Source organism: Komagataeibacter oboediens (genome assembly GCF_018491655.1).
In the GTDB taxonomy this organism is placed as follows: Bacteria; Pseudomonadota; Alphaproteobacteria; order Acetobacterales; family Acetobacteraceae; genus Komagataeibacter; species Komagataeibacter oboediens.
Genome location: NZ_JABLUU010000003.1, coordinates 136475 through 161491, shown reverse-complemented (window position 1 = coordinate 161491; position 25017 = coordinate 136475). Strand labels below are relative to the sequence as shown.

Genomic DNA, 25017 nt, shown 5'->3' with positions numbered 1-25017 from the left:
ACTCGCCATAAGGGACTGGAGGTTTCTGAAGCAAGACAGCATGCGATCCGGCATCTTTGTGTGGTTCTGACCCTGAGCGAAGAACGAGTCTGCGGGCTTGTGAATGTTTCTCGGCGTGACATCTGGCTCACGAACTGACAGCCTTAGCGGTAGGGCTTAGGCAAGCTTTCATGCTTGTCTGCGGCGATGGGGTCTACATTCCGTGTAACACTGAAATTGACCAATAACATATAGTCCGAATGACTTTCTATTGTCCATGACAAATCCCAGTAAACCGGCTTCGCCGAAAGCTGCAGCGGTAGACTGCGATGTCGCTAAAGTGAAGGCATGATATCAATAGGATATAACTCTCCCTTGAAATTATCCGAAGAGATGGACTCTCTTCGGACGCATGCCTCCCAGTTTGTATTATTCAAAACACGCAGTTAGCTCAAAACTCACATAGAAATTGTAAAAAATATTTCGAATATATTTTCCACTATTTCCGTGAATTTTTTAGATAATTCCGTCCAATTATCTGAGAAAGCAGGCCGCGAGCATCGGCAAAAAATGCATCAGGATTTTCGCGCAATTTTTTTGCTTTCCTTTTATTCATCACACATTGCATGATAAACAGGACAAGCTTCATTTTCCAAGTCGTGGCATACAAATTGCTTTCCTGAAGCGCCTCATAAACACGATCTACACCCCGAACATGTACCAGATTCTGTATTCTATCGTGGATTTTCCAACCGGAAGCTGTCTCGGCAGAAGAAAGCCTAGGAAAAGATTTTATGCTTTTCCATGGGTAGACAAGGCGTTCATTTTTAAATTTCCCCTTTTCATAAGACCATTGGGATACAATAAATTCGTCTTTATTCTGAAAGCAGAAAAAATATCGGTCAGTATACGGCATAATTTTAGCTTTTCCACTTTCTATTAAAAAGTGTGAGGCAACCGTAACCTTTGCTCCTCTTATGAAGAGCGATGCTACACGAGATGGATTATTATCCACGTTCAGCAATTCAAGAACGCATTCTTTATTTTTATATTTTTCTTTATACGGTTCTACCGGCACGAAAAACGCCTTGGGCAATTTCTGCTTCATCAATGTTTCCATTGCTGAAAGCTTATCCCGGAAGAACTCAGTTACATCCGTGTATGCTGGTATATGATCCGTTTTGGACCACCAGACATGTTCTTGCTGATGAATGATTCTATGTACATCGTTGATATACATAGGCACTTCTCGCATAAGTGCATATGGAAAGTTCACTAGGAAAATGGGAATGTTATTTTCTAGAATATTTTTTAAAAGAATAGATTCAGGGTTAAAAAACAGATTACTAATATTTTTTACAATGTAATCATATGTGCGCGAGTAGACACGCATCTGGTTGGGAGAGCCTATGGCGAACTGATCGTTGATACCCTTGGAATGATAATTCTTTGGGAAATAAATAGCGTTTGGAGAAAAATCCCCCTGGTCACTAATACTAACCAGTATTTCTTTTAGTGAACGATCTCCAAACATGTCAGGACGAATGCGAACAATATAATCGTAGTCATCCAGATTGGGCTCAACAAGTTCATAGCATTTCTGTATGCCGTAGAACATGGAAAGACTACCCAGATCTCGGTTAGGCTTTAAACGCGGCTCACGGAATTGAATTTGTTTTTCAAGATTATAGAAAGATTTTTGTTCTTCAAATAGATAAGCCTTAGGCTGCAGTTCATGAATGATAAGCGCCTCAGAAGAATTACGCCATCCATGAATGTAAAAATCGCAATCCACACCTGACACAAAGGACTTCAGATTACGAACCTGCTGCTCGGGCGTACGATGCACGATATGACGAAATTCACCGCTTACACACACAGCAATTTTCTTATTCAGCCAGATATGATGATGCGAGGATATAGTCGCAACGAAATAAGGCAGCTTTTTCAATTCTTCAAAATATGTATGATCGAAAAACGGCGGCTCTAGGCGAATAAATGGAAGTTTATATTTTTCAAAGAATTTAGATAATGTATGCACTTCGTTTGGTGCAACGATATTAAGAAGATAATCATTTCCAAACAGGGAAAAGGGAAGTTGTTTCAGAATAAAACGACCACTAATCTCGTCAGGAACGAGGTCTTTTAAGGTTTCTTCAAAATCAATAAAGTTATATTCGTGTGGGTAATACTTCTCAAGGTAGTTGTAGTATAATATATTCTCAAAGAACTCCACTTCCTGGCTGACCAGACGCTCAGCGTCCTTGTCAAGACTATCTGGGGTACGAATAGTATTAAGGAAAAGTGAGCCGAGATGATTTTCGATTAGATCTTTGATTTTGTCTGTTTCGTAAAACCAATGAAAGCTTTCCATGTACCAACGTTTGCTAGCATCAACATAAAGCGTTTCACCAACATTCTTGTTAATCTGATAACCTACCGAATGTGTCCACAATTCCCCTCGGGGAGCTGTGTTAGTATAAAAAACGTATTTCTGGCTAGCATAATCATTAACTAGCTCTTGAATCTTAAATTTTTTCATAAAGATCCCTTCGCTATCCAGCACTAGAGACCATTCTGTTTCAGCCGCTCGCAAGCCGCCAAATTTCTTTATTGTCTGAAACGTAAATTTGCCGACGCGCTTCAGGAACTGGCTAGGGGTTTCATAAATCCCAAAAGACGCAAGCACATCTTCTGTAAATATAATTTTGTAATTTTTAAGGGAGAGGGATTTAAATATTGAATTAAAAATATATTTATTCTTCTTTTCGATTATAACTATTGGAAATAAATTTTCTAAATCCTCACATGTGTTAATTATACTTTTCAGCATCATTTCATACTGAGATACGTGTTTTTCAAAGCTTGGAGTAACAATTGATACAAGATTTTTATTGCCTGCCATTTTTGCGTACCTCTATCTTAAATTGATGCAAAAACATTCCGCTTAGGGAGAATTTTAGAAAAAGTAGTCGAGATTGCATCCTGAGGCAAGAGAATGGGGGATTTTTGAATAGCGCCAAGATTTCCAGATGCCCAAACTCCTAAAAGGGGGATAGGAAGCGCTAGATGAGAAAGCCCAATTTTAGTGCTGAATTCAAGCGTGGTACGGTGGTGCAAATCACTGAACAGGAATATCCAGTAGCGGAAGTTTAGCAACTACTGGATGGACTCAGCACACATTTGCTGTGTCTGTAGAAAAGGCAGTTGGCAGAGGTAGTCTGAGTGACCGGAGGAAATGGCCTGGATGTACGTGAAAATGGTACAATCTCTGCGGGCAATTCTACCTATACAGGCTACGCCATCGGCGCGTGGATCCAGCTTGGTGGCTACGCCAATGTAGACAGTTGCGCCTTCAGGGAGAACAGGCATGACGGCATCTATGTAACATCGTTTGGAAAGGTCGAGGGAAATGCTGTGACCATCACAGGCAATGGTGGCTTTGGTATTCACCTACAGGGTCAGTCCTCTGCCATTCTGTACAATACCCTGAAGGCTGACATACACAACAAAAGCGGCTTAGCCTATGTCGAGACCGCCGGAACCAGAAACGGTTACAGCTATGCTGCATCATCTCTCTATCTTCAGTAAGGCAACCATACACGATCACCCCTGCTACAATATCTTACCCTGTCTGGAGACAGGACTCTCTATAACATCCGGAAAATAACCGTCGATGCAAAAAAATGGCTGAGAAGAACGTATGAACACAGCGATCATCACACGTTGTGATACGATACCAGTCCTTGCGTTTTCCGAAAGGGTTCTCATCCTTATGCTGGAGCCCATAAAGACGCCGGTCGTACGATTATCTGTTCATTCCAATGCTCCATGCCGCATTGGAATGGCATCAGGATCGTGTGGCAATAAAGCCTGACTCTCTCCTTCCCCTCAACAGAATTCCACGCAACTTTTTATACACGTTCGCACACAGTCACGACAAAATTATTTAAAAATACAGTTTTTATTTAAACTTTCCTATTGTCGTATTCTTTTTTATTGTTGAAGTATTTGTATATTTTTTCAAAATGATTTTCTATCACTTGCGGCATTTCAATATGTGGGATAAACCCTTTCCCCTTGGGGCCATACCCGTTTTCATCATCCCGCAAACGGGGAATCTCCCCCATTACCAGTGATATAAACCGCTCAAGCGAAGCGGGATGATCTTCTTCCGGGCCTGAAAAAACGACTTTCCCGTTTTCAAGCATCAGTTGCGGCACAACCACCGGCCAGCTGAAAATACGACAGGCGGGTATCATTCCTTGCCATGTCTGCTGAAACGTTGCTGCCGCCCGACGCTGCATGGCGGGATCCTGAACCAGAACGACCGTTTTGGGGGTAATATGCTGCTCCTCCAGCAGTTTTCGGGTGAACTGCCCATTTTCCCCTCCATTTGTCGCCCTGGTTTCCAGCAGGATCTGTGAAGAAGGAAGTCCCCAGAAGGTCGTGGCAATCGAATGAAGGATCTCAGCTTCTGACAACCCGGCGGTGTCCAGCGTATGATAACGTGTATTTCTGGCGACAGCCTGCCGCAGGAAGTCGGTCGCATGCCCAACGCCACCAGAAATCAACAAGGGCACATTCTTACGTTTTGCCAGACGGAATGCCCCTTCCGCACCCGGCAGGAAATCATTTCCGGCCAGAATGACCAGATCCGGCGTCATGTCATTCTGTACAGATGAAAAATCATCCACGGCCAGAAACCGGACAACTTCATTAATACATTCTATGATATTTTCTGGAAAAGCGTCTTTACTCACAATAATTCCTTTCCTTTTAAATATGATAATATACGATCCGTATCCCTACTGTCATACAACGACCGGTCAACGTCCCATCATATGTTTCATATGACCCTGTAAATTCTTGATGCGCATCAATACCGTAGGGTGCCAGATCCGCATGTCATCAAAACGTGCAACGACCGTTTCCACTTCACACGGTATCTGTGTCAGGGGATCAATATAGCGCGGATAAAGAATAAGGGCGCCAGCCACCAGCTCTGCCAGTGACAGGGGCCGCTGACGTCGACCGGCGGGAATCCGCCCCATATCCGTAGTAAGCCCCCATCCCGCGTAAAAAGGACAGCCATAGGTCACGACCTTGCGCTGCCTCAGCAGTGCTTCAAATCCAGCAAGCGAGGTCAGGGTATGGACTTCCTGCACCTGCCATATGAGGTCCACAATACTACCCTCAATACTGATATGGTCGGCATAGGCCATGACAACATCATTGCCCAGCTTTCCATTCCGGTGGCCGGCAACAACATCGGGATGTGGGCGGTAGATGATAAACGCGTCGGGATTATGCTGGCGTACGGTCTGCAGCAGGGCCAGGTTGCCCTGCACGGCACCGCCCCCCCTGATGACAGACAGATCATCGCTGACCTGGCCGGGCACCAGCAATACACGCCGTCCCCTGGCGTCCCATTCCTGCATCTGTCCCCGATCGGAACGCCCGTATTTGGATATTCCCTTCTGCACCAGATGCGCAATCAGGGAACCTGCCCGTTCCCGCAGATGCGTATCGAACGGTGTCGTCGCCAGAATATGCTCAAGGTCACTGGGTTCGGACGGATCATAATAAATGCCGCGTCGGTCCACAAAAATGGAGGCCGGGACCTGCAATCCGCTTCCCAGGCCGACCGAACGGACAAACCCGTCCTCGACACGCCATACAGGCACATTTTCCGCCTGCGCCTGCCGTATCAGTCCAGCCGGTATGCGCGTTGCCCATGTTACGACCGCCCTGCCCTGACTGGCGCACCGTTTTACTGCGGAACGCGCCTGCCGGAAAAAGGGCGGATGCGTGGGGGGAACCGTAAAAAATGCGGCAATACGCCGGCGTTTCCACAGGGACATGCCGACACAGGCCCCGATGTCGCGATTTGCATCGATGACGCGCCGCCACAGGGCCTGGAATTCCAGCACCTTCAGGATTGTCGTCACGTCCCCCGTATAGGGGTCATAATAACACCAGTCCTGTATCAGTCGCCGCGCAACCGACATGCCATCAACGGGACGACCGTGGTCGGGGCTGGCATACCGCGTGACCTTCTGGCCGCGCAGGGCTGCAAGATCTCCGATATCCCCCTGCCCGAGTTCATGAACTTCCCGGGCATGATCCAGCAGGGCATGTGGGTCTACAGGTTCATGAAGGTGAATGACGCCATATTGACGTGCGATCCGCGCAGCCGGGCCATATGCACCCGGGGCAACCAGCAGCAGGTCCTTTGGCGAATGGACAGTTGCCAGGCGCGCCAGCAGCCGCGCCAGACTGCGCATCCGGTTGCCATCAACTCCGTATCCCCCACACACCAGAACGGGCCTGACATGGGCAGGTGCCGGGGCCCAGAAGCTTCCACCCGTCCTGTCCCGGACAATCCGTCTGCTGACGTCCTCCTCGATTGCCACCGTAGCGGTTTTCCCAGTGGCTGGTATGGCGAGCACGGGCAGGTCGCGCTGGAAAGGAGGCATCCGTAACAGACAGGAACGCGATGCCAATGTCATGATTGGTGCCTCTGGCCTGTCATTGTCTGTCTGAAAGACTTTTATGCAAGTCATTCATAGGTTCGCGATTTCCAATCACGTTCCCGGTGTTTATTCCAGTGAAGATACCTTGTACAAGAGCTTGTTATCGATAACAACCTCTGATGCAGCGGATGCCATGCCGGGTGCACAACGGAATTTTCATGTCAGCATTTCAGGTTCTGGTGTCTTTTGTTGTTATCGTTTTTCTGACGCCCGCCATTGAATATGCTGTCGTGATGCCTCGGGCGGGACGTCAGGCATTACCCTTCCGCTGGACGCTGGATATACTATGCAGCATGGTCGCGTATGGAGGGTGGCTGGCCGCAACAGGCAGCATCCCGATCGCACTTCTCATGACATGTGCGCTGATGGCCGTTACGGTTGTCGCCTCGAACATCAAATTCCGTGTGCTGGGCGAACCCCTGCTGTTCAGTGATGTCGTGGTTGCCCGCAGTTTTCTGCAGCATCCCAAATTCTATCTTTTTTCCATTCCGCTGGCTGGTCGTATCGCCCTGCTTGTTCTGGCCATCGCCGCGCCATTCCTGCTGTGGGCCTATTCTTGCGCTGCAGTCCTGCCCCACCTGATCGGGGTGGGCGTGCTGCTGCTGGGTGGCCTGTCCATCTGGCTGTATCCGGCGCAAAAACTGGCGCCCACCCCTGATATCACGCGTGATGCAGGCACACTGGGATTGCCCGGCAGTATCATCATGTACTGGCGGCAATGGCGAAGAAGTGTCGATCTCCCTCCTCCCGCCGCACTTCAGGGCAAACCCGCTTATGATATGGTCGTGATCGTGCAATGTGAATCTTTTGCCGATCCCGCGCGACTGGGTCTGCCGCCCGACATACCCCTGCCGGCCATGCCCGGCCTGAAGCGGGCATATGACATTGCATCCCAGTGGGGGCCTTTATGCGTCAGCGGCTTTGGCGCCTATACCATGCGGTCGGAATACGGCGTCATTTTTGGACAGGAAGAAACCGATCTGGGCTTCCGGCGCTATGACCCCTTTCTGACCGCAGGACGTGAACGCGATCACGCAATTGGCAACCGGTTGGGAGCAATAGGGTACAAAAGCACATTCATTCATCCACATGACCTGCGTTTCTATAATCGCGCCACGCTCATGCCGACCATGGGCTTTTCCCATATGGTCAATCCCGGCCCACATGCATCAACACCGGACATGCCCTATTTTGGCGATGTGGCCCTGGGGCAGACAATAGCGGGCATGATGCAGGCAGCTACCGCGCCCTCGTTATTCTATGCCGTCACCATGGAAAACCATGGTCCATGGCCAGGCGGCCCGGATGGGCAGTCCCCCCTGCACCACTACCTGCGACATGTGCACAATAGCGACCGGATGCTGCTGGACCTGATTGAAGACATGTCAGCAAGGAACTCCAGGGCATTACTGGTCTTTTTTGGTGATCATCGTCCATCGATCCCGGGCATCGTCATGCCTTCGGGCATACGCGACGTACCCTATGTCGCCATTTCGTTCCCTCTGGACGACAGAGCAGCACGTCAGAACCCTGCACCCCTGACGCCAGCGCAGCTCAATCACCTGATTATCCGGATGTCCGTCCAGCCCTGAACGCGACAGTCCGATATCAGGAACGATCACACCGGGTATGACAGACCTTGTCCAGAAACACCGCCGTAATCGCATAATTGGCATCGGTCTGGCGATAGTGATGATTGATATGATGGATCTTGATCTTGCGCAGCAGGGGCAGGCGCATGGGAAACTGATGACACGAGTAATGCACCGTGTCGTATGCCACATACCCACACAGGAAACCGGCGGCGACCGCCCCCCCGACACCATTCCCCATGGACCAGATGCAACCGCCCCAGATCAGCAGCGCCAGCGGCAGGGAAACGCTCAACGGCATCAGATTGCGTAGCGGATGATTGGGCTGTTCATGATGGTTGCCATGCATCAGGAAAACCATTGACTGGGTAAATGCCGATTTTCCCTGAAAGTGGAACAGGAAACGGTGCATCAGATATTCAAACGGAAACCATGCCACAAATCCAGCCAGCCAGTACAGGCCCATCATCTTCACGGAACCGGACATCCGCCACGCAAAGGTCATGGCAGCCAGAATGATTATGGCCCACACCACAGCGAACACACCGAAGGACAGCAGCGTCAGGGATTCCATCACAGGATTTTTGAACAGGCGAAGGGGAGTCTCTTCCTTCATCCTACGCTTCTGCTGCATCATGGTGACCCTCGAACATTCCCGTCTGGCATGAACCCGTATCCCTGCCCCAACAAGCAATTATAGACAACTTATTTTAGGGATGCAGCCCTGCTACCCTACGGCAGATAGTGCCTGTTTTGTTAGCCTGCAGCGATCTCTTCGGGATATGTGATCTTTCTCTCCATACTTTCATATATGGGTTACATCTGGTTTGTGTCCATTTCACGAACCTATTGCAACACAACGAATTAGGAAGAATTTCCCATACCCTCTCTTTAAATGCGCATGAAAACGATCCCATGCCAAAGTAACAGTCCTCTTCCGAGGAAGTTGCATTCCATGAACGATCGACTGCGCCCTCCAGGAGGGCATAAATTATATATTATATATCAATTAGTTAACTTATACTTCGATATCATCCTGCAACACTGCGGACACAGAAAGCAATCATATCCATAGCCTAGGTGCTGTGGACTTAATACATCTTATTAAAATATTATGAATTATATGAAAATATTCTTATTTAATATATATCATATCCTTCGAGAGATAGGTATGTGAAGAATATGTCTATTTTATAATCTCTTCTGCCAAATAGTGAAAACTGACGCGGCAGGTGTGAACTGTCACTCACATATCACAATCAGCCCTGACGCCCGTTTTCCGGTATCTCTTTTCTCCTGGAAAAAGCGATGATCTGCGCCCATCACATCATATTTCGAGATCTCATGGCGGCGGTTACAAACGGTTGGGAAAGAGTTCACGCAAATGCGTATGGAAGGCACGCAAACGCCCGATCTGCGCGGCTTCCGTAAAAACTTCCGCCCGCTTCATCCCGCCCTGCCGCAGGGCCTCCCATTGTGGCGTATCAGGCTGCATACGATCCAGACGACCGATGACATCGGCAATATCCTGTACATCATAGGGATCTACCAGCAGCGCCGCACCACCTGCAATTTCCTCGGTCGCGCCCCCACGGGATGTCATGACGGGCACACCCAGGGCCATGGCCTCGACAATAGGCAGACCAAATCCTTCCGCCAGAGACGGAAAAACAAGGGCATGGGCATTCACCAGACTGCGCAGCAAGGATTCCCGACTGCACCACGGCACACGGATAACGTGCTGATGGGGCGCACGGGGACTGAGATCAGGCATATCATCGCCATCCGGTCCCAACAGCACGAGCGGCCGTTCCGTGCCGCTTCGTGCATGCGCCTCCACCAATCGTTCAATGTTCTTGCGCCTTTCCACCCGACCAACACAGATGAAACAGCCCTCAGGCGCCACGACCGGAGCAGTTGTCAATTGCTGACGTTCAGTGGCCGTGACCCCCGCAAGCTGATAAAGATTGACGACCCTGCTGGCAGGAATACCAAATATTTCAATGATCTGCTGCCTGACCGTTTCCGACACCGTCACCAAGATATCCGCCTGCGTAACCAGTTGGCTCAGCAGGCGCTGCAAACGCCGGGGGTTGATTCCCGTCAGATGCGGATGGGTTATGGGAATCAGGTCATGAACCGTCACAATATTGATCGTGTTTTTCACAAGAATCGGTAACGGATACGTCCAGAACATAATATCTGGCGGTTGCTGACCATGTAACCACAACAGGCGCTTCCATATCTGGAAATGAATATGGGCGATGCGGTAAATATCTGAAATATACGGGTATGATCCGCCAGTGGAGTCCCCCTGCCGACGGTTGATCAACCGGGCGGGCAGACAGGCCTTCAAAAACCTGACAATCCGCTGCCAGCTGCTGTTGGGCTGCGTGCTGCCATCATCAGGATGATGACCCCAAAGATACTGGACATGAAACCCCATATGGGTCAGGCAGGTCTGCACTCCCTGTACATAGGTGGCCACTCCCGTTCCACCTGACCTGCCTATATTCCTGCTATCCAGCCATATCGTCAGGTCTGAAAGAGGCTGGCGGTCATCATTTTCAGCATGTGCACGTACTGTCATGAAGGATGTGGCTACCTATTGCAGGATAATGAAGGGTCCATGCCGCATATAGCTATGCAGCGCCACGGATCAGGACGCGCGAGGTCCGTTCGACCGGAAAAAGGCTGCTGTTTCATCAGCGACAGCGATACCTGCCGCAACCTGACGGGGCCAGTTGAACAGGTTCATACCCGCAGCTTCCACGGCTGTCCTGCCTTGCGGCATCTTCTCCAACAGGGCATCAATCGCCCTGCGCCATGCAGGGCCGTCGGTCGGGTCAAGATATATCGCGTTCTCTCCCGCAACTTCATGAAATACCGGAATATCACTGCAGACCACGGGGGTTCCCAGCACCATGGCCTCAACAAGGGGAAGCCCGAACCCTTCGGAAAAGGAGGGGAATAACAGTCCCTGGGATCCCTGTAACAGGCTGACCACTTCAGGGTCCGACAGGTCATTATATTCCAGTACGTTTCCCTGCAGGGCCGGGCAGCGTTCCAGCATGTCGAGAATGTTTTCATTTTCCCAGCCACGCCGTCCCACCAGAATCAGGCGAGGTGCCGCCCCGCCCTTTTCTTCCACCATGGCACGCCACAAATTCAGTAATAACAGATGGTTCTTCCGTGGCTCAATGGTTCCCAGATACACAAAATAGGGCCTGCCATCATCCGGCAGGCGCGATACAGGTGCATCGGACAGGCTGGAAAGCTGCAGATGCAGTCCATGGGGCACGACATGCACATGATTGTCGGCCGGGCGGTTCTTCATATAGGGTGCCAGAGAATGCGCGACCGCCCTGGCCGGCACGATCACGCTGGCAGCCAGACGGGCAACCGTCGCCATGCGCCGTGCATGACGCTGCGGTTCACCCGGCCGGGCATATTCGGGGAATTCCAGCGGAATGAGGTCATGCACCATCGGTACGAACAGGCTGCCATGATGGGACAGGAATTTCTCGATCGGTCCGGGGCGCGTCAGATGATGGTGAGACACAAGAAGATAGATGCTGTCACCCTGATGCCGGGACATCGTCCAGCATGACAGGAGTACGGACTGAGTCAGGCGCTGCGCCATACGGGGTAGACGATCCCGCAATGGCCTGTCACCATCCCATACTTGGCCCATCGCATCCACGAAGTGACATACGGCCCGGGTTGACAACGTTCCTATGCAGCCAACTGGATGGAACGCGACAAATGTCAGGCGATGCGCCTCATTCTTCAGCAGGTAAGAAACATATTCATATTCGACACGGTCGATGCCGGTCGGGATCGGATTTCGCGCCCGGGAAAGCAACCGGGATATATCCATAAAAATATGTGGCGCGTCCGTTATCATCATCAGTTACTGCCGGGAAGAAGAACTTGTCTGGAGGTGCGATATGGTAAACACCTTACCGTCCTCGGAAGGCGTCGTACGATTGATCCGTCTGAGCGTACCCTGCACCAGCAGCTTCAGCCCTTCAGGGGAAAAGAAGCCCCCTTCAATCAGACAGCGGTCGATCAGAACACGTCGGAAATCCTCGAATGTCACGGGATCCGGCGGCGTGGGCGCGCCCCAGAAATGATCAAGCGTTCCCTGATCCGTAATATCCGGCAGATCGTAAATCGCCTGTCCCAGCGTAATGACAGGGACATTGCAGATCAGGGCAAGCGTACCTGTGGTACTGTTGATGGTCACCACGCCCTTCGCCGCACGGACCATCTGGGCGATATCGCCACTTTCCAGATAACGGACACGATCGGCAACGCCCAGCTTGCGCGCAATCTTCCGCGTCAGGGCGCTCCAGTCCTTAACTCCGTTATCAAGGGGATGTTCCTTGACCAGCAGGTAGAGGTCCCTGGGAGCATGTTTTGCAAAAGATTCCAGCACGAACCGGATCGCTCCGGCTATGCCATCAAAATCGGAATGCAGCCGGATCTGCGCATCTGCATCAAGCTGCAGCGGAAACAGCATATAAGGCAGGTTGTGGTCAGCCACTTCCGCCATGATTTTTTCCGTACGCTCGCGCGCTGCATCACGGCGCCACAGGCGCTTGAGCCAGCCAACCCCTTCCGTCCATGGATGCCATGGACGGTAGTCATGCCAGTTCTTGAAATACCAGCGCGTCAGCAGATCAGCCGCATTATAGGCCACAGCTTCCAGCGCCCGCCGACGGAAGGAGGACGGAACCTGGACATGTGGCGGCAGGGGCGGAAGATGGGCGGCCTGTTCACGATACCACGCCGGATCCCGTGGCAGGGATGAATGGCCATTCACCCCATCAAGTTCCAGCGTAACCCAGTCCGGACGGATGTAGCCTTCTTCAAACACATAGACACGCAGGCCACGTTCGATGCACACGGACGCAGCCTTGCGGTGCAGGGGGCGGCAGTCCCCAAACAGCATGACATCGGTAATGCCATGCTTCGTAATGACATCGGTCAGGAAACCGGGCCATTCATCCATACTGCCCGTGAAATTGATTCCATGCGGCAGGCGCCAGAACAATTGATCTCCGCCATTGAAATTTATCTTGTAAACTTCGTATCCTGCCTTGCGGAACGCTTTCCCGATCTCATGGAAAAAAGGCCCCATCAACCCCTGAAGCAGCAGGAAGCGGCGGGAAGATGACACAGCATTGTTCTGTAAGATATTCAGCATTACATATCAGTCTGTTCGAGCTTGACATGCATACCAATTCCTTGGGAAGCAGCCGAAAGCACCGGTGTAGATCGCCTATCTTCATGTGAGCGTACAAGAGGGTAGATATATACGGGAACATAGGGGCAAGCATATGGCAATGATATGCTTTATGAACAAATCAGGGCTTCATTCTGCCGTGACGTGATCTTCTTCGTTGTTTTTCAATGTCCTGAGCGGACTGCATCCCAGCCAATGGCAGTTATGCCTGAACATATATATACGTGGAATACCGGTTTTCCATTCTGTCGGCCTGCCTAGCTGCTTTTTCCATCATTCCGCGTCATTTTAAAATATCAGGGATAAGAAAACAAACCCGTTCGTCCCTATAAAATCTCCCACCATTCCGATGCATCGTCTTGCTGACACAAGACAACAATCCGTATTCATCAAATATTCCATACAGGCGACCGTAATGATCATTCATATCCCTACAATGAATGATAGAGATCGATTCCCTCCTGCACAGACGAACATTCAACCATTTTTCGATCATGTATAACGACGCTTCTGTCGCATATTTCTTTTACGAAATGCATATCATGGGAAACAATTATCAGTGCGCGGTCGGCACGCTTTACAAACAGTTCTTCCCGGCAACGTTCATAAAAACGGGCATCGCCCACCATGATCACTTCATCGATCAGGTAACAGTCAAATTCGATAACCACAGACAGGGCAAAGGCAAGACGCGCACGCATACCAGATGAATATGTTTTCACCGGATCCATAAGCTGCTTGCCCAGTTCAGCAAAGTCGTCAACATATTTACGCGTTTTGGTGTAATCGAGATTATAGATCCTGCAGATAAACCTCAGATTATCCAGCCCGCTCAGACTTCCCTGGAAAGCGCCACCAAAGGCAAGCGGCCATGAAATCGACATCGTATGCTCTATACGACCAGACGTTGGCAGTTCAACACCACCGATAATCTTGATAAGTGTCGATTTGCCGGCGCCATTCCGCCCCAGGATGCCAAGCTTTTCGCCCTTTTCAACCTGCAGGTTAATACCGTCAAGAATACGACGATGCCCGTTATCAACATGATAATCTTTAACAATATCAATGCAGCGTAACATTATGGACTCTTTGTTCTGTCGTACATGGCAACCCCCAGATTACTCAGGACCATATGATCCGTGACATCCGTCGGAAACACACCTTCAATTATCGGATATTACGTTCCTGCGCCCCCGCAACCAGCAGCCTGCCCATTATGTACAGACCCAATGTGGAGAAGAATGTAATAATAAGAACCAGAAGGTTACGTGGATATTCCGGCCAGTCCGCCGCGTTGGGCTGCGCAACTTCATCAACATAGACCATCTGCTGGTTGGCCTGCTGCTTGGCTGCTTCCAGGGACGTCACGTTGCTGACCAGTATCCGCTGCTGGATCTCACGCTGCACCATAAGGTCCTCGTACCCGGTAATCTTCGGGACAAGGGAATCATTGGATCCGGTAATCTCCCCACCGGACTTTTTAATCTGTTCGGTCAGGATATCCGCCTGACGCTGATACGCCGCGATCAGCGGGCTATTCGGGGCCGATTTCCGTAACTGGCCCAACTGCATGTTGGTAGTCGTCAGCATATTCTGCAGTGTGGTCACAAAGCTGATCATCGGCACGGACTGCCGCATCGGATCAATCAGGGCGATCACATTCCGGTATTCAGCCAGCTTCTGGTTAATGTCCCGCAGTTTGGCTTCAGAAGCCTGAACTTCCAGCAAGGTCGCGTGAATCAGGTTATCCCGCTGCCTGCGGTTGATATCATTGACCAGGTTTTCACCGGCATCCAGCAGGGCACGGGCAATTTTCTGGGAATCATCAGCCCTGAAAGTACGGACCGTCAGGATGGAAATATTTGTTTCCGAATCCTGTTCTACCAGCACATGTCTTTTATAATATTTGTAAAAATGCTCAAAATCCTGCGGAAGCCCGAACATCGGATAACGCGCGACAAAATCCGCTTCCGGCCGCCGATAGACGTCAAGCAGGCTGTTCTGCTTGATCAGCAGTTCAGCCGCATCACGTGACTGCATGTAATCCTGCACCACGTATGTATTTTCGGAAGTTGCGCCACTCCCCCCGCTTGACTGCAGGATGTTACTCAGCGAAATGCCAGACTGACCGGACCGCCCGCGCACGACAAAATGCGCTTCTGATATATATTGGGGCGTTGCGATCAGGGTCAGGTAAAGAAACACCAGACCGGTCGGCAGTACAACAAAGATCATGAAGGGCAGATGGTTCTGTATTAGATTACGGAACCAGTTCCCCACCCGCGTCAGGAAAGAGGGATCGTTTCCCTGATACTGATTTCTGTCTTCCTGGTACACATCAACATTCATGATATGCAATTCCGTCCTGGAGTACCAACCGTGACATGCACCGAACCATATTCACCAATGAAACCCACAACAGACCTGAAAGCCGGCCCGGACACGCATCCGCAGCATTTCTGTCGCATAAATTCTTTCATTATTTTGCCATCCATGCCGCAGTGATCCCCGGTGCGATAAGTGTACTGATCAACCCGAAGAACTTGTAGAACTTGTTGCTGGTGGCATTCGCGACATAAATAATATCCTGATCGCGCATCATAAAACGCTCCGCCAGAAAGTAATTGCTCGGGTTCATCATATCCAACTGATAAATTACAGGTCCGGTTGTCGCCCCATTATCAACCGACAGGCCCAGGCGTTTCAGGACATCAGCATTCTCGAAGCGGAACAGGTAGACGGCATTCGGATCGGCACGGGAATCAAGCGGGCCACCACTGCGCGAAATGGCCTCGGCCAGGGTCAGCGTCGGGGTCGTGAACTGCGTCTGGGTAACCCGTTCGGTTGCCCCGAATACGGAGAAGGTACGCGGTTCATATACGACCTGTACCCGGTCGCCGGGCTGCATCACGATATTCTGCGCCGGATCATTTTCTATGGTCTTGAGCGGCAGTTCGGCAATCTTGTCCTTACGGGTCAGGCGAACGATATAATCCTCATCCGACTGGACCGTCCGGTCTTCCCCCCCCGCCAGCGCAATGACATCCAGGATGTGCTCACGGTTTGGTGTCAGGGGAATACGACTGGGCCGCCGCACCCCGCCATATACAATGACAGAATTGGTTATATCGGACAGGATACGCACCAGAACCTGCGGTGACTGCGATTTCTGCTTCAGTCGCGCCGTAATGGCATCCGCCAGCTGGTTGGTGGTCATGCCGGTCACATGCATCTGACCACCAAAAGGAATTTCAACATTCCCGCTTCCATCCACACTCAGTGGCGGCAGGTTGGATGCCATGGACATGTTGCCCCCTGCGGACATACCCCCGTTATTGGGGCTGAACAGGGCGCTACCCACTTCGTATATCGAAACCTGCAGGACATCGCCTGGCCCGATCGTATCATTCCTGGGCACGCTCGTCGGGGCATTATCCGCATCAAGGCTGCTGAACAGAGGTGGTTCCTGACTTTCCAGCAGGCCGATCAGTTCCGGGCTGACCTTCACAATGTTGTAGCCTACGCTGTTCCTCTTGGGATCACTCTGGGCGTGGTTGATCTTATATTCCGTAGGACCACTATCGGGAAGGGTGTTGCACCCGGCAAGCAACAGAACCATTCCACCAGCCACAGCAACATGCCGACCCTTCCGAATATGCCGTAGGACTGAACCCAAATTTTTCGGGAGACAGGAAATGGTCAATGTGGCACCGCAGCTAAAAGTGATGATCGAGAATATAATTCAGGCCAGACAGGCGCGCCTACATACATTCATTCGGCAGGAAAGATGAAGAGCAACGTAGGGGCCTTTTATCAGATCACACTTTGACTGACCATACAGTAAGAACCTGATTGTCCCACAAAGCTGGAAGCCCCGGAAAAGCACGCATTAAACACCTGTTTTCTGCCTGCCTACATACCCTGTCAGCCATCAATACATAGCCCCGGCAACCCGCATGCAAAAGACAGGAAACCGTTTCGATACGATCACGCCTGCCACCCTCTCCATGGGCGCACCAGCACCCATTATCTGGCCGTCATATTCACATGGAAAAACGGCATGAATATGTAGTGCGGGATCAAAGCGCACCAGCGCAGGAAACGTTCCACATGAAGCGGACCGGCAGGCTGAAATCCTGCAATGATTCCTGATTTTCTGATTTCGGCGACCCAGACCGGGAACAGTTTCCTGACAATCTGCCAGAAAACAAAAACGACCCCGAAGGGTCGTTTGCAAACCGACTGCTTTAATCTGGAGCGGGCGATGGGATTCGAACCCACGACCCCAACCTTGGCAAGGTTGTGCTCTACCCCTGAGCTACGCCCGCGCTCCGTGTCGGTGAAGCGGTGTTTACGGCAAACCCGGTGGGCGTGCAAGGGGTTAAAATGCTTTTGTCGAAGTTTTTTTTCATCACCGAAGAATGCGGTTGCGGGGATGGCCGGGAATGCCAATCTATCACCATAACATGTGAACCGGTCGGCATGGGCATAGGGGCACGCACTGTCCCCGTCCCCATGCTGGCCGCCAGACCAACAGGAACACGACCATCATGGACTACATTATCGGCCAGACACCCCGCCCTGCCGGTTCCGCCCCGGCGGGTAGCCCGCCAATTGCGGGCGGCAGGCCCGACCCTGTGATGGAGGGCACGCAGAACACCTTCATGCACGATGTGGTGGATGCCAGTCGCGACATGCCGGTCCTGGTCGATTTCTGGGCGACATGGTGCAAGCCGTGCATGCAGCTGACCCCGGTTCTGGAAAAGGTGGTCCGCGCCGCAGGCGGCCGGGTCCGGCTGGTCAAGGTGGATGTCGACGCCAACCGCGCGCTGGCGCAGCAGTTGACCCAGATCGGCCTGCCGCTGCAATCCATCCCGCTGGTCGCCGCCTTCTGGCAGGGGCAGATCCTCGACCTGTTCCAGGGTGCCAAGTCTGAAAGCGAAGTCCGCCGGTTCGTGGAAAACGTGCTGAAGTCAGCTGGGGGCGCCCTGCCTGCCGCCGACCTGGTGGACGCCGCCCGCAAGGAAATGGAGGAAGGCCGCGCCGAAGCGGCAGCGAGCCTGTTTTCGCAGGTGCTGGAAATCGAACCTGAAAATCCCGCCGCATGGGGCGGACTTGCCCGCGCCCTGATTGAAATGGGGGATGAGGAAGGTGCCGAAACCGCCCTGAACGACGCACCTGAATCCATTGCCAACCATGCCGAGATCACGGGGGCGAAGGCGGCGCTGGAACTCAAGCGCGAAGGCCGGAAGGCTGCTGAGGAAGCCGAGGAAATCCGCGCCCGCATCACCGCCAACCCGAAAGACTACGCCGCCCGCTTCGAACTGGCTGCGGCCCTGAATGCCGCAGGCAGGCGCGCGGAAGCCGCCGACGAACTGCTGACCATCATGAAGGAAGACCGTCAATGGAATGACGACGGCGCGCGCAAGCAGCTGATCCGCCTGTTCGAAGCCTGGGGCCAGACCGATCCCGACACGGTCGCCGCCCGGCGGCGCATGTCGTCGCTGCTGTTTTCGTGACGCGGCATGACCCACGGGGGACCATCATCATCCATGATGACATCCCCCGCCGCATCCCGCAGATCGGGGAAATGACGCTGGCGGACTTCCCGGCGGAACTGGGGCTGTTCCCGCTTGACGAAGCCCTGCTGCTGCCACAGGGGCGGCTGCCGCTCAATGTGTTCGAACCACGCTATATCGCACTGGTGGAGGATGCGCTGGCCGGCAACCGCCTGATCGGCATGATCCAGCCCCGCCCGCTGGATGGCATGGACGGCAGCCCGCTGGATGATGCGGCCGATGCCGACATGGATGACGGCTACAGCACCACCCCACCCCTCTATAATATAGGATGCATCGGTCGCATCACCGCCATGACCGAACGCACGGACGGCACCTATGCCATCACGCTGACGGGCATTGCCCGCTTCCGCCTGCTGCGTGAGACGGAAATGCGCCGTGGCTACCGCGTTGCACGGATCGACGCATCATCCTTCGTTTCCGACCTGACGGATGGCGGGGATGACATTCCCTTCGACCGTGAAGGCCTGCTCAACGCCCTGCATGATTTCTGCGAGGCCCAGGGCGTCAGCACACAATGGGACGCGCTCCGCCAGATGGATGACGCCGCCCTGCTGGTCACGCTGCCCATGATCTGCCCATTTGGCACGGCACCGCGCCAGATGATGCTGGAAGCGCCAACGCCCGCCGCCCGCGCCCAGATCCTGCGCAATCTGCTGGACGGGGCTGGACATGAACCCGATGAGGGTGCATCCCCATCCTGACCAATGTCGCCTGAATAACTGCAACCTGCATGGGATCTGCCGCCATGACCGAAAAGCCGCCTGCCCCACCGCTGGACCCCCGGCTGCTGTCCATCCTTGTCTGCCCGGTGACCAAGGGGCCGCTGGTCTATGACCGTGAGGCCGGTGAACTGATCAGCAAGCGCGCGGGGCTGGCTTTCCCGGTGCGTGACGGCATCCCCATCATGCTGCCCGACGAAGCGCGCAAGCTGGATGCCTGAAGATAGCTTGGAAAATAAAAGTTTCTGGGTGCCGCCCTTTTTCAAAAAGGCGGCGTTCTTCGAAGCTTTTTGAAAAAAGCTTCACCAAAAACTTCTTTTATTCCGGCAATGGCACGGCCATCCCGTCAATCAGCCGCACATCACCCAGCCATGCCGCCGCCAGCAGCCGGGCAGGCATACCGCCGGTCAGGACGGCCAGCGGCTGCAGGTCCAGTTCCGACCGCAATTCCACATATTCCACCGGATCGAAACCCGCGTCCGCCAGTTGTCGGACCGCCCGCGCCAATGCAGCCGGAACATCCGCACCCACCGCAATATCGGCAGCACAGGCCTGCAGGATACGTGGCAGGGCAACGGCAGTCTCCCGCTGAGAAGGCGTAAGACGCCGGTTGCGCGATGACAGGGCCAGACCGTCCGCTTCCCGCCGCGTCGGGCAGGCGATGATCTCAACCGGCAGGTCAAGGTCGGTCACCATGCGGCGGACCACCTGCACCTGCTGGAAATCCTTCTCGCCGAAAAAGGCGCAGTCCGCCAGCGTCTGCAACAGCAGCTTGCACACCACCGTCGCCACGCCATCGAAATGGCCCGGGCGGGTGCCACCGCACAGCCCTTCCGATACGCCGGATACGCTGATGCGGGTGGCGAAACCGGGCGGGTACATCTGCGACACGGTGGGGGCATACAGCATGTCCACACCTGCATCCGCCAGCAGGCGCGCATCATCATCCAGCGTGCGGGGATAGGTCGCCAGATCATCGGCATTGTCAAACTGGATCGGGTTGACAAACACCGTCGTAATCACCCGGTCCGCCCGTGCCCGCGCGGCATGGACCAGCGACAGGTGCCCGTCATGCAGTGCCCCCATGGTCGGCACCACGCCAACACGCGCGCCAGCCTGCTTCCACTGCCTGACACGTGCGCGCAATCCGGCTACGGTGCTGATCGTTTCCATCCTGTCTCCCCCTACCTCCCTGTCTGTATCCGGCATGATACCAGCGGCCGGTTTCGGGCAGAGTGCATATCATCATTTCCATGACATGCGCGATGGGGCGTGAGGGCACGCGCCAATTCATATATGGTCGTGGTGAAGGCATGGCTTTTCTGCTATGTCGGCCATTGCGTCGTGCAGGAGGTTTTTTTGGCCCGTTTTCTTCCCGTTCTTGGTATCTGTGCCATCGTGCTGTCACTGGCCGCATGCGCCACCAACACGCCGGGATCGGTCAAGGACCGTTCGACATGGACACGCTGGGGTTATGCCGAAGGGGTGAAAAACGTCACTTCCCACTGACGCCACCACCCCACCGCCAGACGCGTTTCCGTCCAGACCTGCCCTTCCCCAGCCACAGGATGCCGGCATGACCGGCTGTTTGACTGCATGACCCATATTTCCGAACCCGCATGGTTTCCCATTGCACTGCGGCTGGACGATGTCCGGGTACTGGTGATTGGCGGCGGCATGATCGCGGCCAACAAGGTCCGCCTGCTGCTGGCCCACCGCGCGAAGGTCGAGGTCATTGCCGCCCGTCTTGATCCGGAAATGCAGCGATGGGAGGAAGACGGCACGATCATCCACGTGGCCAGCACGGCTGATACCGCCACCCTGCGCGCCGCCATGCCCGGCTGCCGTCTGGTCTATGCCGCGACCGACGATCGTACGGTCAACCGTGCAGTCGCGGCCCTGGCACAGGAAATGAACATTCCCGTCTGCGCGGTCGATGATCCGCAGCCGTCCACCTTCATCACCCCGGCCCAGATCCATCGCGGACTGGTGCGCATCGCCATCTCCACCGGGGGGGCTGCCCCCGTTCTGGCGCGCCGCCTGCGCGAACAGGTGGAAAGCACCATACCCGATGGCACGGGGGAGCTTGCCGTTTTCATGCAGCAACAGCGCGAGCATGTGGGGGCGGCCTGTCCCGACATATCGCGACGCAGGCAGGTATGGGAAACCTTCCTTGACGGGGCTGGTGCGCAGGCGGCCCGGCGGGGCGAAAACGAACGTGCGCGCGCCATACTGGACGACATCATTGCCTCCACCAGCACGCGGGGCGAAGTGTGGCTGGTCGGCGCGGGACCGGGTGACCCGGACCTGCTGACACTGCGTGCGCTGCACCTCATGCAGAATGCCGACTGTGTACTGTATGACCAGTTGCTGTCCCCTGCCCTGCTGGACCGGGTGCGGCGCGATGCGGAACTGGTATTCGTGGGCAAGCGCCGCAACAAACACACCATGCCGCAGGAAGACATAAACGCCGAACTGGTCCGCCGCGCACAGGCGGGACAGCGCGTGCTGCGGCTGAAGGGGGGCGACCCGTTCGTGTTCGGGCGCGGGGGCGAGGAAATCGAAGCCCTGCTGGACTCCGCCATTCCATTTCAGGTCGTGCCAGGCATCACGGCAGCCAATGGCTGCGCTGCCTATGCCGGCATACCCCTGACCCACCGTGACTGCGCACAGGCCTGCATGTTCGTGACCGGCCATGCCCGCGCGGATGGCACGCTGCACCTGCCATGGGACAGCATGGCGCGACCGGGACAGACGGTGGTGATCTATATGGGGGTATCCGCCCTGCCCGCCCTGTGCACGCAGCTTATGGACCACGGTCTGCCCACTGACTGGCCCGCCGCCATTGTCGAACGCGGCACGCGCGCGGACCAGCGCGTGCTGACCGGCACGCTGGGCGGACTTGCGCACCAGGCGGCAGAGGCCGGCGTGGGCAGCCCCGCGCTGATCATTGTGGGCGAAGTGGTCCGGCACCGGGTGATATCCCCTGCGTGAATATCAGCCATGCACCTTGTGCCTGTACATCCTTTGTTATGAATTCCCGGCTATTTCCATTGTATCAAGCGCCATGAGGCCACTGAACGGTCAGGGAGGCCATGCCAGACCTACAGGCAACAGGTGCGCGGCGTATTCACGGCATCATTCGCATTTTCCAGCCCTGGACTGACCGACTGCCTGCGGGCTGGGTGGGGTTCAGCCTGCGTACATGGTGTTCGCTGGTACTCGGCCTGACCACGGCGTTCTGGCTGCAACTGGACAATCCCCTGCTGGTGGGTGTGACGGTCATGATCCTGGCGCAGCCCCTGCGCGGGCAGGCGCTGTCCAAGGCATTTTACCGGTTGCTGGGCACCATGGTGGGCATGGGCGTGTCCATTGTGCTGGTGGCAATATGGAACCAGCAGCGCGGTCCCTTTCTGGGGGGGGTGGCACTCTGGCTTGCGGCCTGTGCCTTCGTGGGGTCGCTGGAACGCGATTTCCGGTCCTATGCCGCCCTGCTGTCGGGCTATACGGTCGCCCTTGTGGCCGTAAACTGCATTGATACGCCACAGAACGTCTTCAACATCGCGGTGTCCCGCGCTTCGGCCATCACGCTCGGGGTCTTTGCCGTGGCGGTGATCAATATCCTGTCCGGCTCGCCCGAGGCATGGCGGGGGCTGGCCAATGGGCTGAAACAGCTGATCCGTCCGCTTAGCAAAACCGCGCGTGCTGCCCTGCAGCACATGTACGACCGTGGCGCACAGACTGACATCCGGCTGGGCGCGCGCATACTGGCACTGACCACGCCGCTCTCCTATGCCCGCACGGAACTGGAACGGGGCGGCGCACGCGCCAACGGGGCGCGTCTGGCCATGGTGTCCATGCTGACCATTCTGGACTGCGCGCGCGGGCTGGGCCGCCATACCGGTCATGGCAATATCGACCCGGCAGTAGAAGAATCCATTGCCCGCGTCGCACGACAGACCGACCTGCGCACCGATCAGGCCGGTTTCACCACGCATATACTGGATGCCGTGCGCGCGACCCTGCCCGACCATGTGCCCAATGCAGACGAAGCCTTCGCCATTGAACGCGCCGCCCGCATGCTGACCGCGCGCACCCGCATGCATGCCGGGCAGGAAGTACTGACCGAAGGCACCGGCAGCGCCATCCACAGCAGGACGGTCAATATCGCGGTCCAGCCCAATTATCTGCTGGCCCTGATCGGGGCGCTGCGGGTTCTGGTCGGTTTTTCGTTCGCGGCCGGGATCTGCGTGGTTACCGGCCTGCCGGGCGCGACCGTCGCACTGGCCCAGACCGCCCTGACCCTGACCCTGGCTGCGACCAATGTGGATACGGCGCGTTTTGGCATGGGGGCGATCATCGGCCTGCCATGCAGCGTGCTGGCGGCGGCCCTGCTGAACTTCTTCGTGCTGCTGCATGGGGCGGACATGCCCTTTCTGGCGCTGACGCTGCTGCCGCAGACATTCCTGGCCTGCCTTCTGCTTATGCGCTCGTCAACGGCGGCCATCGGGTTCAATTACGGCGTGTTCTTCTTCGCCATACTGGGTCTGGACAATCACCAGAGCTACAACCCCACGGAATTCCTCAACCGCAATATTTTCTACCTGCTGGCGGCCCTGCTGGCATTCATTATTCTTGTGCTGCTGTTTCCGCCATCACCGCGGCGGCAGCGGTTCTGGATGGCATCCACCGTCGTCCGCGCGCTGGAACGCCAGATGACCGGCCATGGCGAAGCCGATGGCCCGACCCGCCTGACGCGCACCTATGACCGGCTGGCCCAGATGCAGTTCTGGACCGACCGCCTGCCCGGCAATTCCAGCAGCGCACGACAGATGGAAAGTTTCATGACCTTTGCCGAACTGGATGGTGCGCTGGCGCGGGCACGAACCTATGCCAGGCAGGCACAGGCGATTGCCCTGCTGCGTCCCGCAGCCGAACTGGCGCAACGCGAACTGTCGCTCCACGCGCCGTGGGACGTGGAACAGCGCATGCGCGACGCCATCGCGGCGATACCCGCCCCGCAGGCACAGCTGCCACCTCAGGCGCAGGTCGCGGCCGTCAACCTGCTGGCCGGACTGAACGCCGTCCTGCGGGCGTGGCAGGCGGCAGCGCCCCGGTTGCGGCATTACGGCATCATCAAAATGGAAAAGGCTGGCTGATGCGGCAGGTTGTCGATCTGGAAGGCGTGCTGATCTCGGCCTTTGTCATGAACCTCGGGCTGGCGCTGTGCACGCTGCTGGTGCTGCGCATCGTGCTGTCATGGTTCAATCTGTGGCGGTTTGTCTGGAACCCGCCGCTGGCGCAGTTCGGCCTGCTGATCTGCCTTGTTGGCCTGTATACCCTGATCCTGTGAAAGAA

Annotated in this window: 21 protein-coding genes and 1 tRNA gene; 9 read left to right on the top strand and 13 right to left on the bottom strand. The window is 54.7% G+C overall.

Annotated elements, in window-relative coordinates; all coding sequences use genetic code 11:
• Window positions 1–478: 478 nt before the first annotated feature.
• Window positions 479–2884, bottom strand: a complete 2406-nt coding sequence (locus HNO79_RS04450; RefSeq protein ID WP_214164436.1) for a hypothetical protein — start codon at window positions 2882–2884, stop codon at window positions 479–481.
• A 320-nt stretch (window positions 2885–3204) separates the two neighbouring features.
• Between HNO79_RS04450 and HNO79_RS04445 the strand changes: the two genes are divergently transcribed.
• Window positions 3205–3570: a right-handed parallel beta-helix repeat-containing protein gene (locus HNO79_RS04445; protein WP_214164437.1), complete on the top strand. Its 366-nt coding sequence runs from the start codon at window positions 3205–3207 to the stop codon at window positions 3568–3570.
• Window positions 3571–3947: 377 nt separating this feature from the next.
• Here HNO79_RS04445 and HNO79_RS04440 read toward each other — a convergent pair whose 3' ends face one another.
• Both HNO79_RS04440 and HNO79_RS04435 read right to left on the bottom strand, forming a co-directional pair.
• Window positions 3948–4742, bottom strand: a complete 795-nt coding sequence (locus tag HNO79_RS04440) for a YdcF family protein (RefSeq protein WP_214164438.1) — start codon at window positions 4740–4742, stop codon at window positions 3948–3950.
• A gap of 66 nt (window positions 4743–4808) precedes the next feature.
• The gene (locus HNO79_RS04435) at window positions 4809–6395 is read right to left on the bottom strand and encodes a capsular polysaccharide export protein, LipB/KpsS family (RefSeq protein WP_214164501.1); all 1587 of its coding nucleotides are present in this window, start codon (window positions 6393–6395) and stop codon (window positions 4809–4811) included.
• Window positions 6396–6808: 413 nt separating this feature from the next.
• Here HNO79_RS04435 and HNO79_RS04430 point away from each other — a divergent pair, with 413 nt between their 5' ends.
• Window positions 6809–8107, top strand: coding sequence for an LTA synthase family protein (locus HNO79_RS04430; RefSeq protein WP_244987424.1), 1299 nt, complete (start codon window positions 6809–6811; stop codon window positions 8105–8107).
• Window positions 8108–8123: 16 nt separating this feature from the next.
• On the opposite strand, the gene HNO79_RS04425 is transcribed toward HNO79_RS04430, so the two are convergent.
• From HNO79_RS04425 to HNO79_RS04385, 9 genes are all read right to left on the bottom strand, one after another.
• Entirely contained in the window at window positions 8124–8744 is a 621-nt protein-coding gene (locus HNO79_RS04425) for a sterol desaturase family protein (protein ID WP_048855840.1), read from the bottom strand.
• 717 nt (window positions 8745–9461) lie between these two features.
• The gene (locus tag HNO79_RS04420; RefSeq protein WP_214164440.1) at window positions 9462–10595 is read right to left on the bottom strand and encodes a glycosyltransferase family 4 protein; all 1134 of its coding nucleotides are present in this window, start codon (window positions 10593–10595) and stop codon (window positions 9462–9464) included.
• A 171-nt stretch (window positions 10596–10766) separates the two neighbouring features.
• Window positions 10767–11750, bottom strand: coding sequence for a glycosyltransferase family 4 protein (locus tag HNO79_RS04415; RefSeq protein WP_244987423.1), 984 nt, complete (start codon window positions 11748–11750; stop codon window positions 10767–10769).
• 270 nt (window positions 11751–12020) lie between these two features.
• On the bottom strand, window positions 12021–13319 hold the full coding sequence (locus tag HNO79_RS04410) for a capsule biosynthesis protein (RefSeq protein WP_214164441.1): 1299 nt from the start codon (window positions 13317–13319) through the stop codon (window positions 12021–12023).
• Between the two features lie 470 nt (window positions 13320–13789).
• Entirely contained in the window at window positions 13790–14437 is a 648-nt protein-coding gene (locus HNO79_RS04405) for an ABC transporter ATP-binding protein (protein ID WP_200410053.1), read from the bottom strand.
• A gap of 88 nt (window positions 14438–14525) precedes the next feature.
• A complete protein-coding gene (locus HNO79_RS04400; RefSeq protein ID WP_234448325.1) occupies window positions 14526–15593 on the bottom strand; it encodes a capsule biosynthesis protein in 1068 nt (355 codons plus the stop codon).
• 244 nt (window positions 15594–15837) lie between these two features.
• Window positions 15838–16977 (bottom strand): polysaccharide biosynthesis/export family protein, encoded by a 1140-nt coding sequence (locus HNO79_RS04395; RefSeq protein ID WP_181418228.1) that lies wholly within the window; start codon window positions 16975–16977, stop codon window positions 15838–15840.
• A 407-nt stretch (window positions 16978–17384) separates the two neighbouring features.
• Window positions 17385–17639, bottom strand: coding sequence for a hypothetical protein (locus HNO79_RS04390; RefSeq protein ID WP_214164443.1), 255 nt, complete (start codon window positions 17637–17639; stop codon window positions 17385–17387).
• Window positions 17612–17686, bottom strand: a tRNA-Gly gene (locus HNO79_RS04385). Before HNO79_RS04385 ends, HNO79_RS04390 begins: the two co-directional genes overlap by 28 nt.
• A gap of 222 nt (window positions 17687–17908) precedes the next feature.
• On the opposite strand from HNO79_RS04385, the gene HNO79_RS04380 reads away from it, so the two are divergent.
• Genes HNO79_RS04380 through HNO79_RS04370 form a run of 3 tightly spaced genes read left to right on the top strand, consistent with a single transcriptional unit; the run spans window position 17909 to window position 19880 of the window.
• Window positions 17909–18877 (top strand): tetratricopeptide repeat protein, encoded by a 969-nt coding sequence (locus tag HNO79_RS04380; protein ID WP_048855846.1) that lies wholly within the window; start codon window positions 17909–17911, stop codon window positions 18875–18877.
• On the top strand, window positions 18874–19641 hold the full coding sequence (locus HNO79_RS04375; RefSeq protein WP_010516369.1) for an LON peptidase substrate-binding domain-containing protein: 768 nt from the start codon (window positions 18874–18876) through the stop codon (window positions 19639–19641). The genes HNO79_RS04380 and HNO79_RS04375 overlap by 4 nt, the downstream gene beginning before the upstream one ends.
• Before the next feature lie 44 nt (window positions 19642–19685).
• Entirely contained in the window at window positions 19686–19880 is a 195-nt protein-coding gene (locus HNO79_RS04370) for a Trm112 family protein (protein WP_010516368.1), read from the top strand.
• A 97-nt stretch (window positions 19881–19977) separates the two neighbouring features.
• Here HNO79_RS04370 and panC read toward each other — a convergent pair whose 3' ends face one another.
• Window positions 19978–20832, bottom strand: coding sequence for a pantoate--beta-alanine ligase (panC, locus tag HNO79_RS04365; RefSeq protein WP_048855847.1), 855 nt, complete (start codon window positions 20830–20832; stop codon window positions 19978–19980).
• Between the two features lie 186 nt (window positions 20833–21018).
• On the opposite strand from panC, the gene HNO79_RS04360 reads away from it, so the two are divergent.
• From HNO79_RS04360 to HNO79_RS04345, 4 genes are all read left to right on the top strand, one after another.
• Window positions 21019–21168: a hypothetical protein gene (locus HNO79_RS04360; RefSeq protein WP_167513882.1), complete on the top strand. Its 150-nt coding sequence runs from the start codon at window positions 21019–21021 to the stop codon at window positions 21166–21168.
• An 87-nt stretch (window positions 21169–21255) separates the two neighbouring features.
• The gene (cysG, locus tag HNO79_RS04355; protein ID WP_214164444.1) at window positions 21256–22653 is read left to right on the top strand and encodes a siroheme synthase CysG; all 1398 of its coding nucleotides are present in this window, start codon (window positions 21256–21258) and stop codon (window positions 22651–22653) included.
• A 101-nt stretch (window positions 22654–22754) separates the two neighbouring features.
• Complete coding sequence (locus tag HNO79_RS04350) at window positions 22755–24818, top strand: FUSC family protein (protein WP_214164445.1); 2064 nt, start codon at window positions 22755–22757, stop codon at window positions 24816–24818.
• A complete protein-coding gene (locus HNO79_RS04345) occupies window positions 24818–25012 on the top strand; it encodes a DUF1656 domain-containing protein (protein ID WP_010508642.1) in 195 nt (64 codons plus the stop codon). Before HNO79_RS04350 ends, HNO79_RS04345 begins: the two co-directional genes overlap by 1 nt.
• The last annotated feature ends 5 nt before the right edge of the window (window positions 25013–25017 follow it).

Bases quoted from the DNA above. Each gene is read 5' to 3' on its own strand.
- HNO79_RS04450 (WP_214164436.1), bottom strand. From the start codon at position 2,884: ATGGCAGGCAATAAAAATCTTGTATCAATTGTTACTCCAAGCTTTGAA.
- HNO79_RS04430 (WP_244987424.1), top strand. From the start codon at position 6,809: ATGGTCGCGTATGGAGGGTGGCTGGCCGCAACAGGCAGCATCCCGATC.
- HNO79_RS04425 (WP_048855840.1), bottom strand. From the start codon at position 8,744: ATGATGCAGCAGAAGCGTAGGATGAAGGAAGAGACTCCCCTTCGCCTG.
- HNO79_RS04415 (WP_244987423.1), bottom strand. From the start codon at position 11,750: ATGGCGCAGCGCCTGACTCAGTCCGTACTCCTGTCATGCTGGACGATG.
- HNO79_RS04410 (WP_214164441.1), bottom strand. From the start codon at position 13,319: ATGCTGAATATCTTACAGAACAATGCTGTGTCATCTTCCCGCCGCTTC.
- HNO79_RS04405 (WP_200410053.1), bottom strand. From the start codon at position 14,437: ATGTTACGCTGCATTGATATTGTTAAAGATTATCATGTTGATAACGGG.
- HNO79_RS04400 (WP_234448325.1), bottom strand. From the start codon at position 15,593: ATGATCTTTGTTGTACTGCCGACCGGTCTGGTGTTTCTTTACCTGACC.
- HNO79_RS04395 (WP_181418228.1), bottom strand. From the start codon at position 16,977: ATGGTTCTGTTGCTTGCCGGGTGCAACACCCTTCCCGATAGTGGTCCT.
- HNO79_RS04380 (WP_048855846.1), top strand. From the start codon at position 17,909: ATGGACTACATTATCGGCCAGACACCCCGCCCTGCCGGTTCCGCCCCG.
- HNO79_RS04370 (WP_010516368.1), top strand. From the start codon at position 19,686: ATGACCGAAAAGCCGCCTGCCCCACCGCTGGACCCCCGGCTGCTGTCC.
- panC (WP_048855847.1), bottom strand. From the start codon at position 20,832: ATGGAAACGATCAGCACCGTAGCCGGATTGCGCGCACGTGTCAGGCAG.
- cysG (WP_214164444.1), top strand. From the start codon at position 21,256: ATGACCCATATTTCCGAACCCGCATGGTTTCCCATTGCACTGCGGCTG.
- HNO79_RS04350 (WP_214164445.1), top strand. From the start codon at position 22,755: ATGCCAGACCTACAGGCAACAGGTGCGCGGCGTATTCACGGCATCATT.
- HNO79_RS04345 (WP_010508642.1), top strand. From the start codon at position 24,818: ATGCGGCAGGTTGTCGATCTGGAAGGCGTGCTGATCTCGGCCTTTGTC.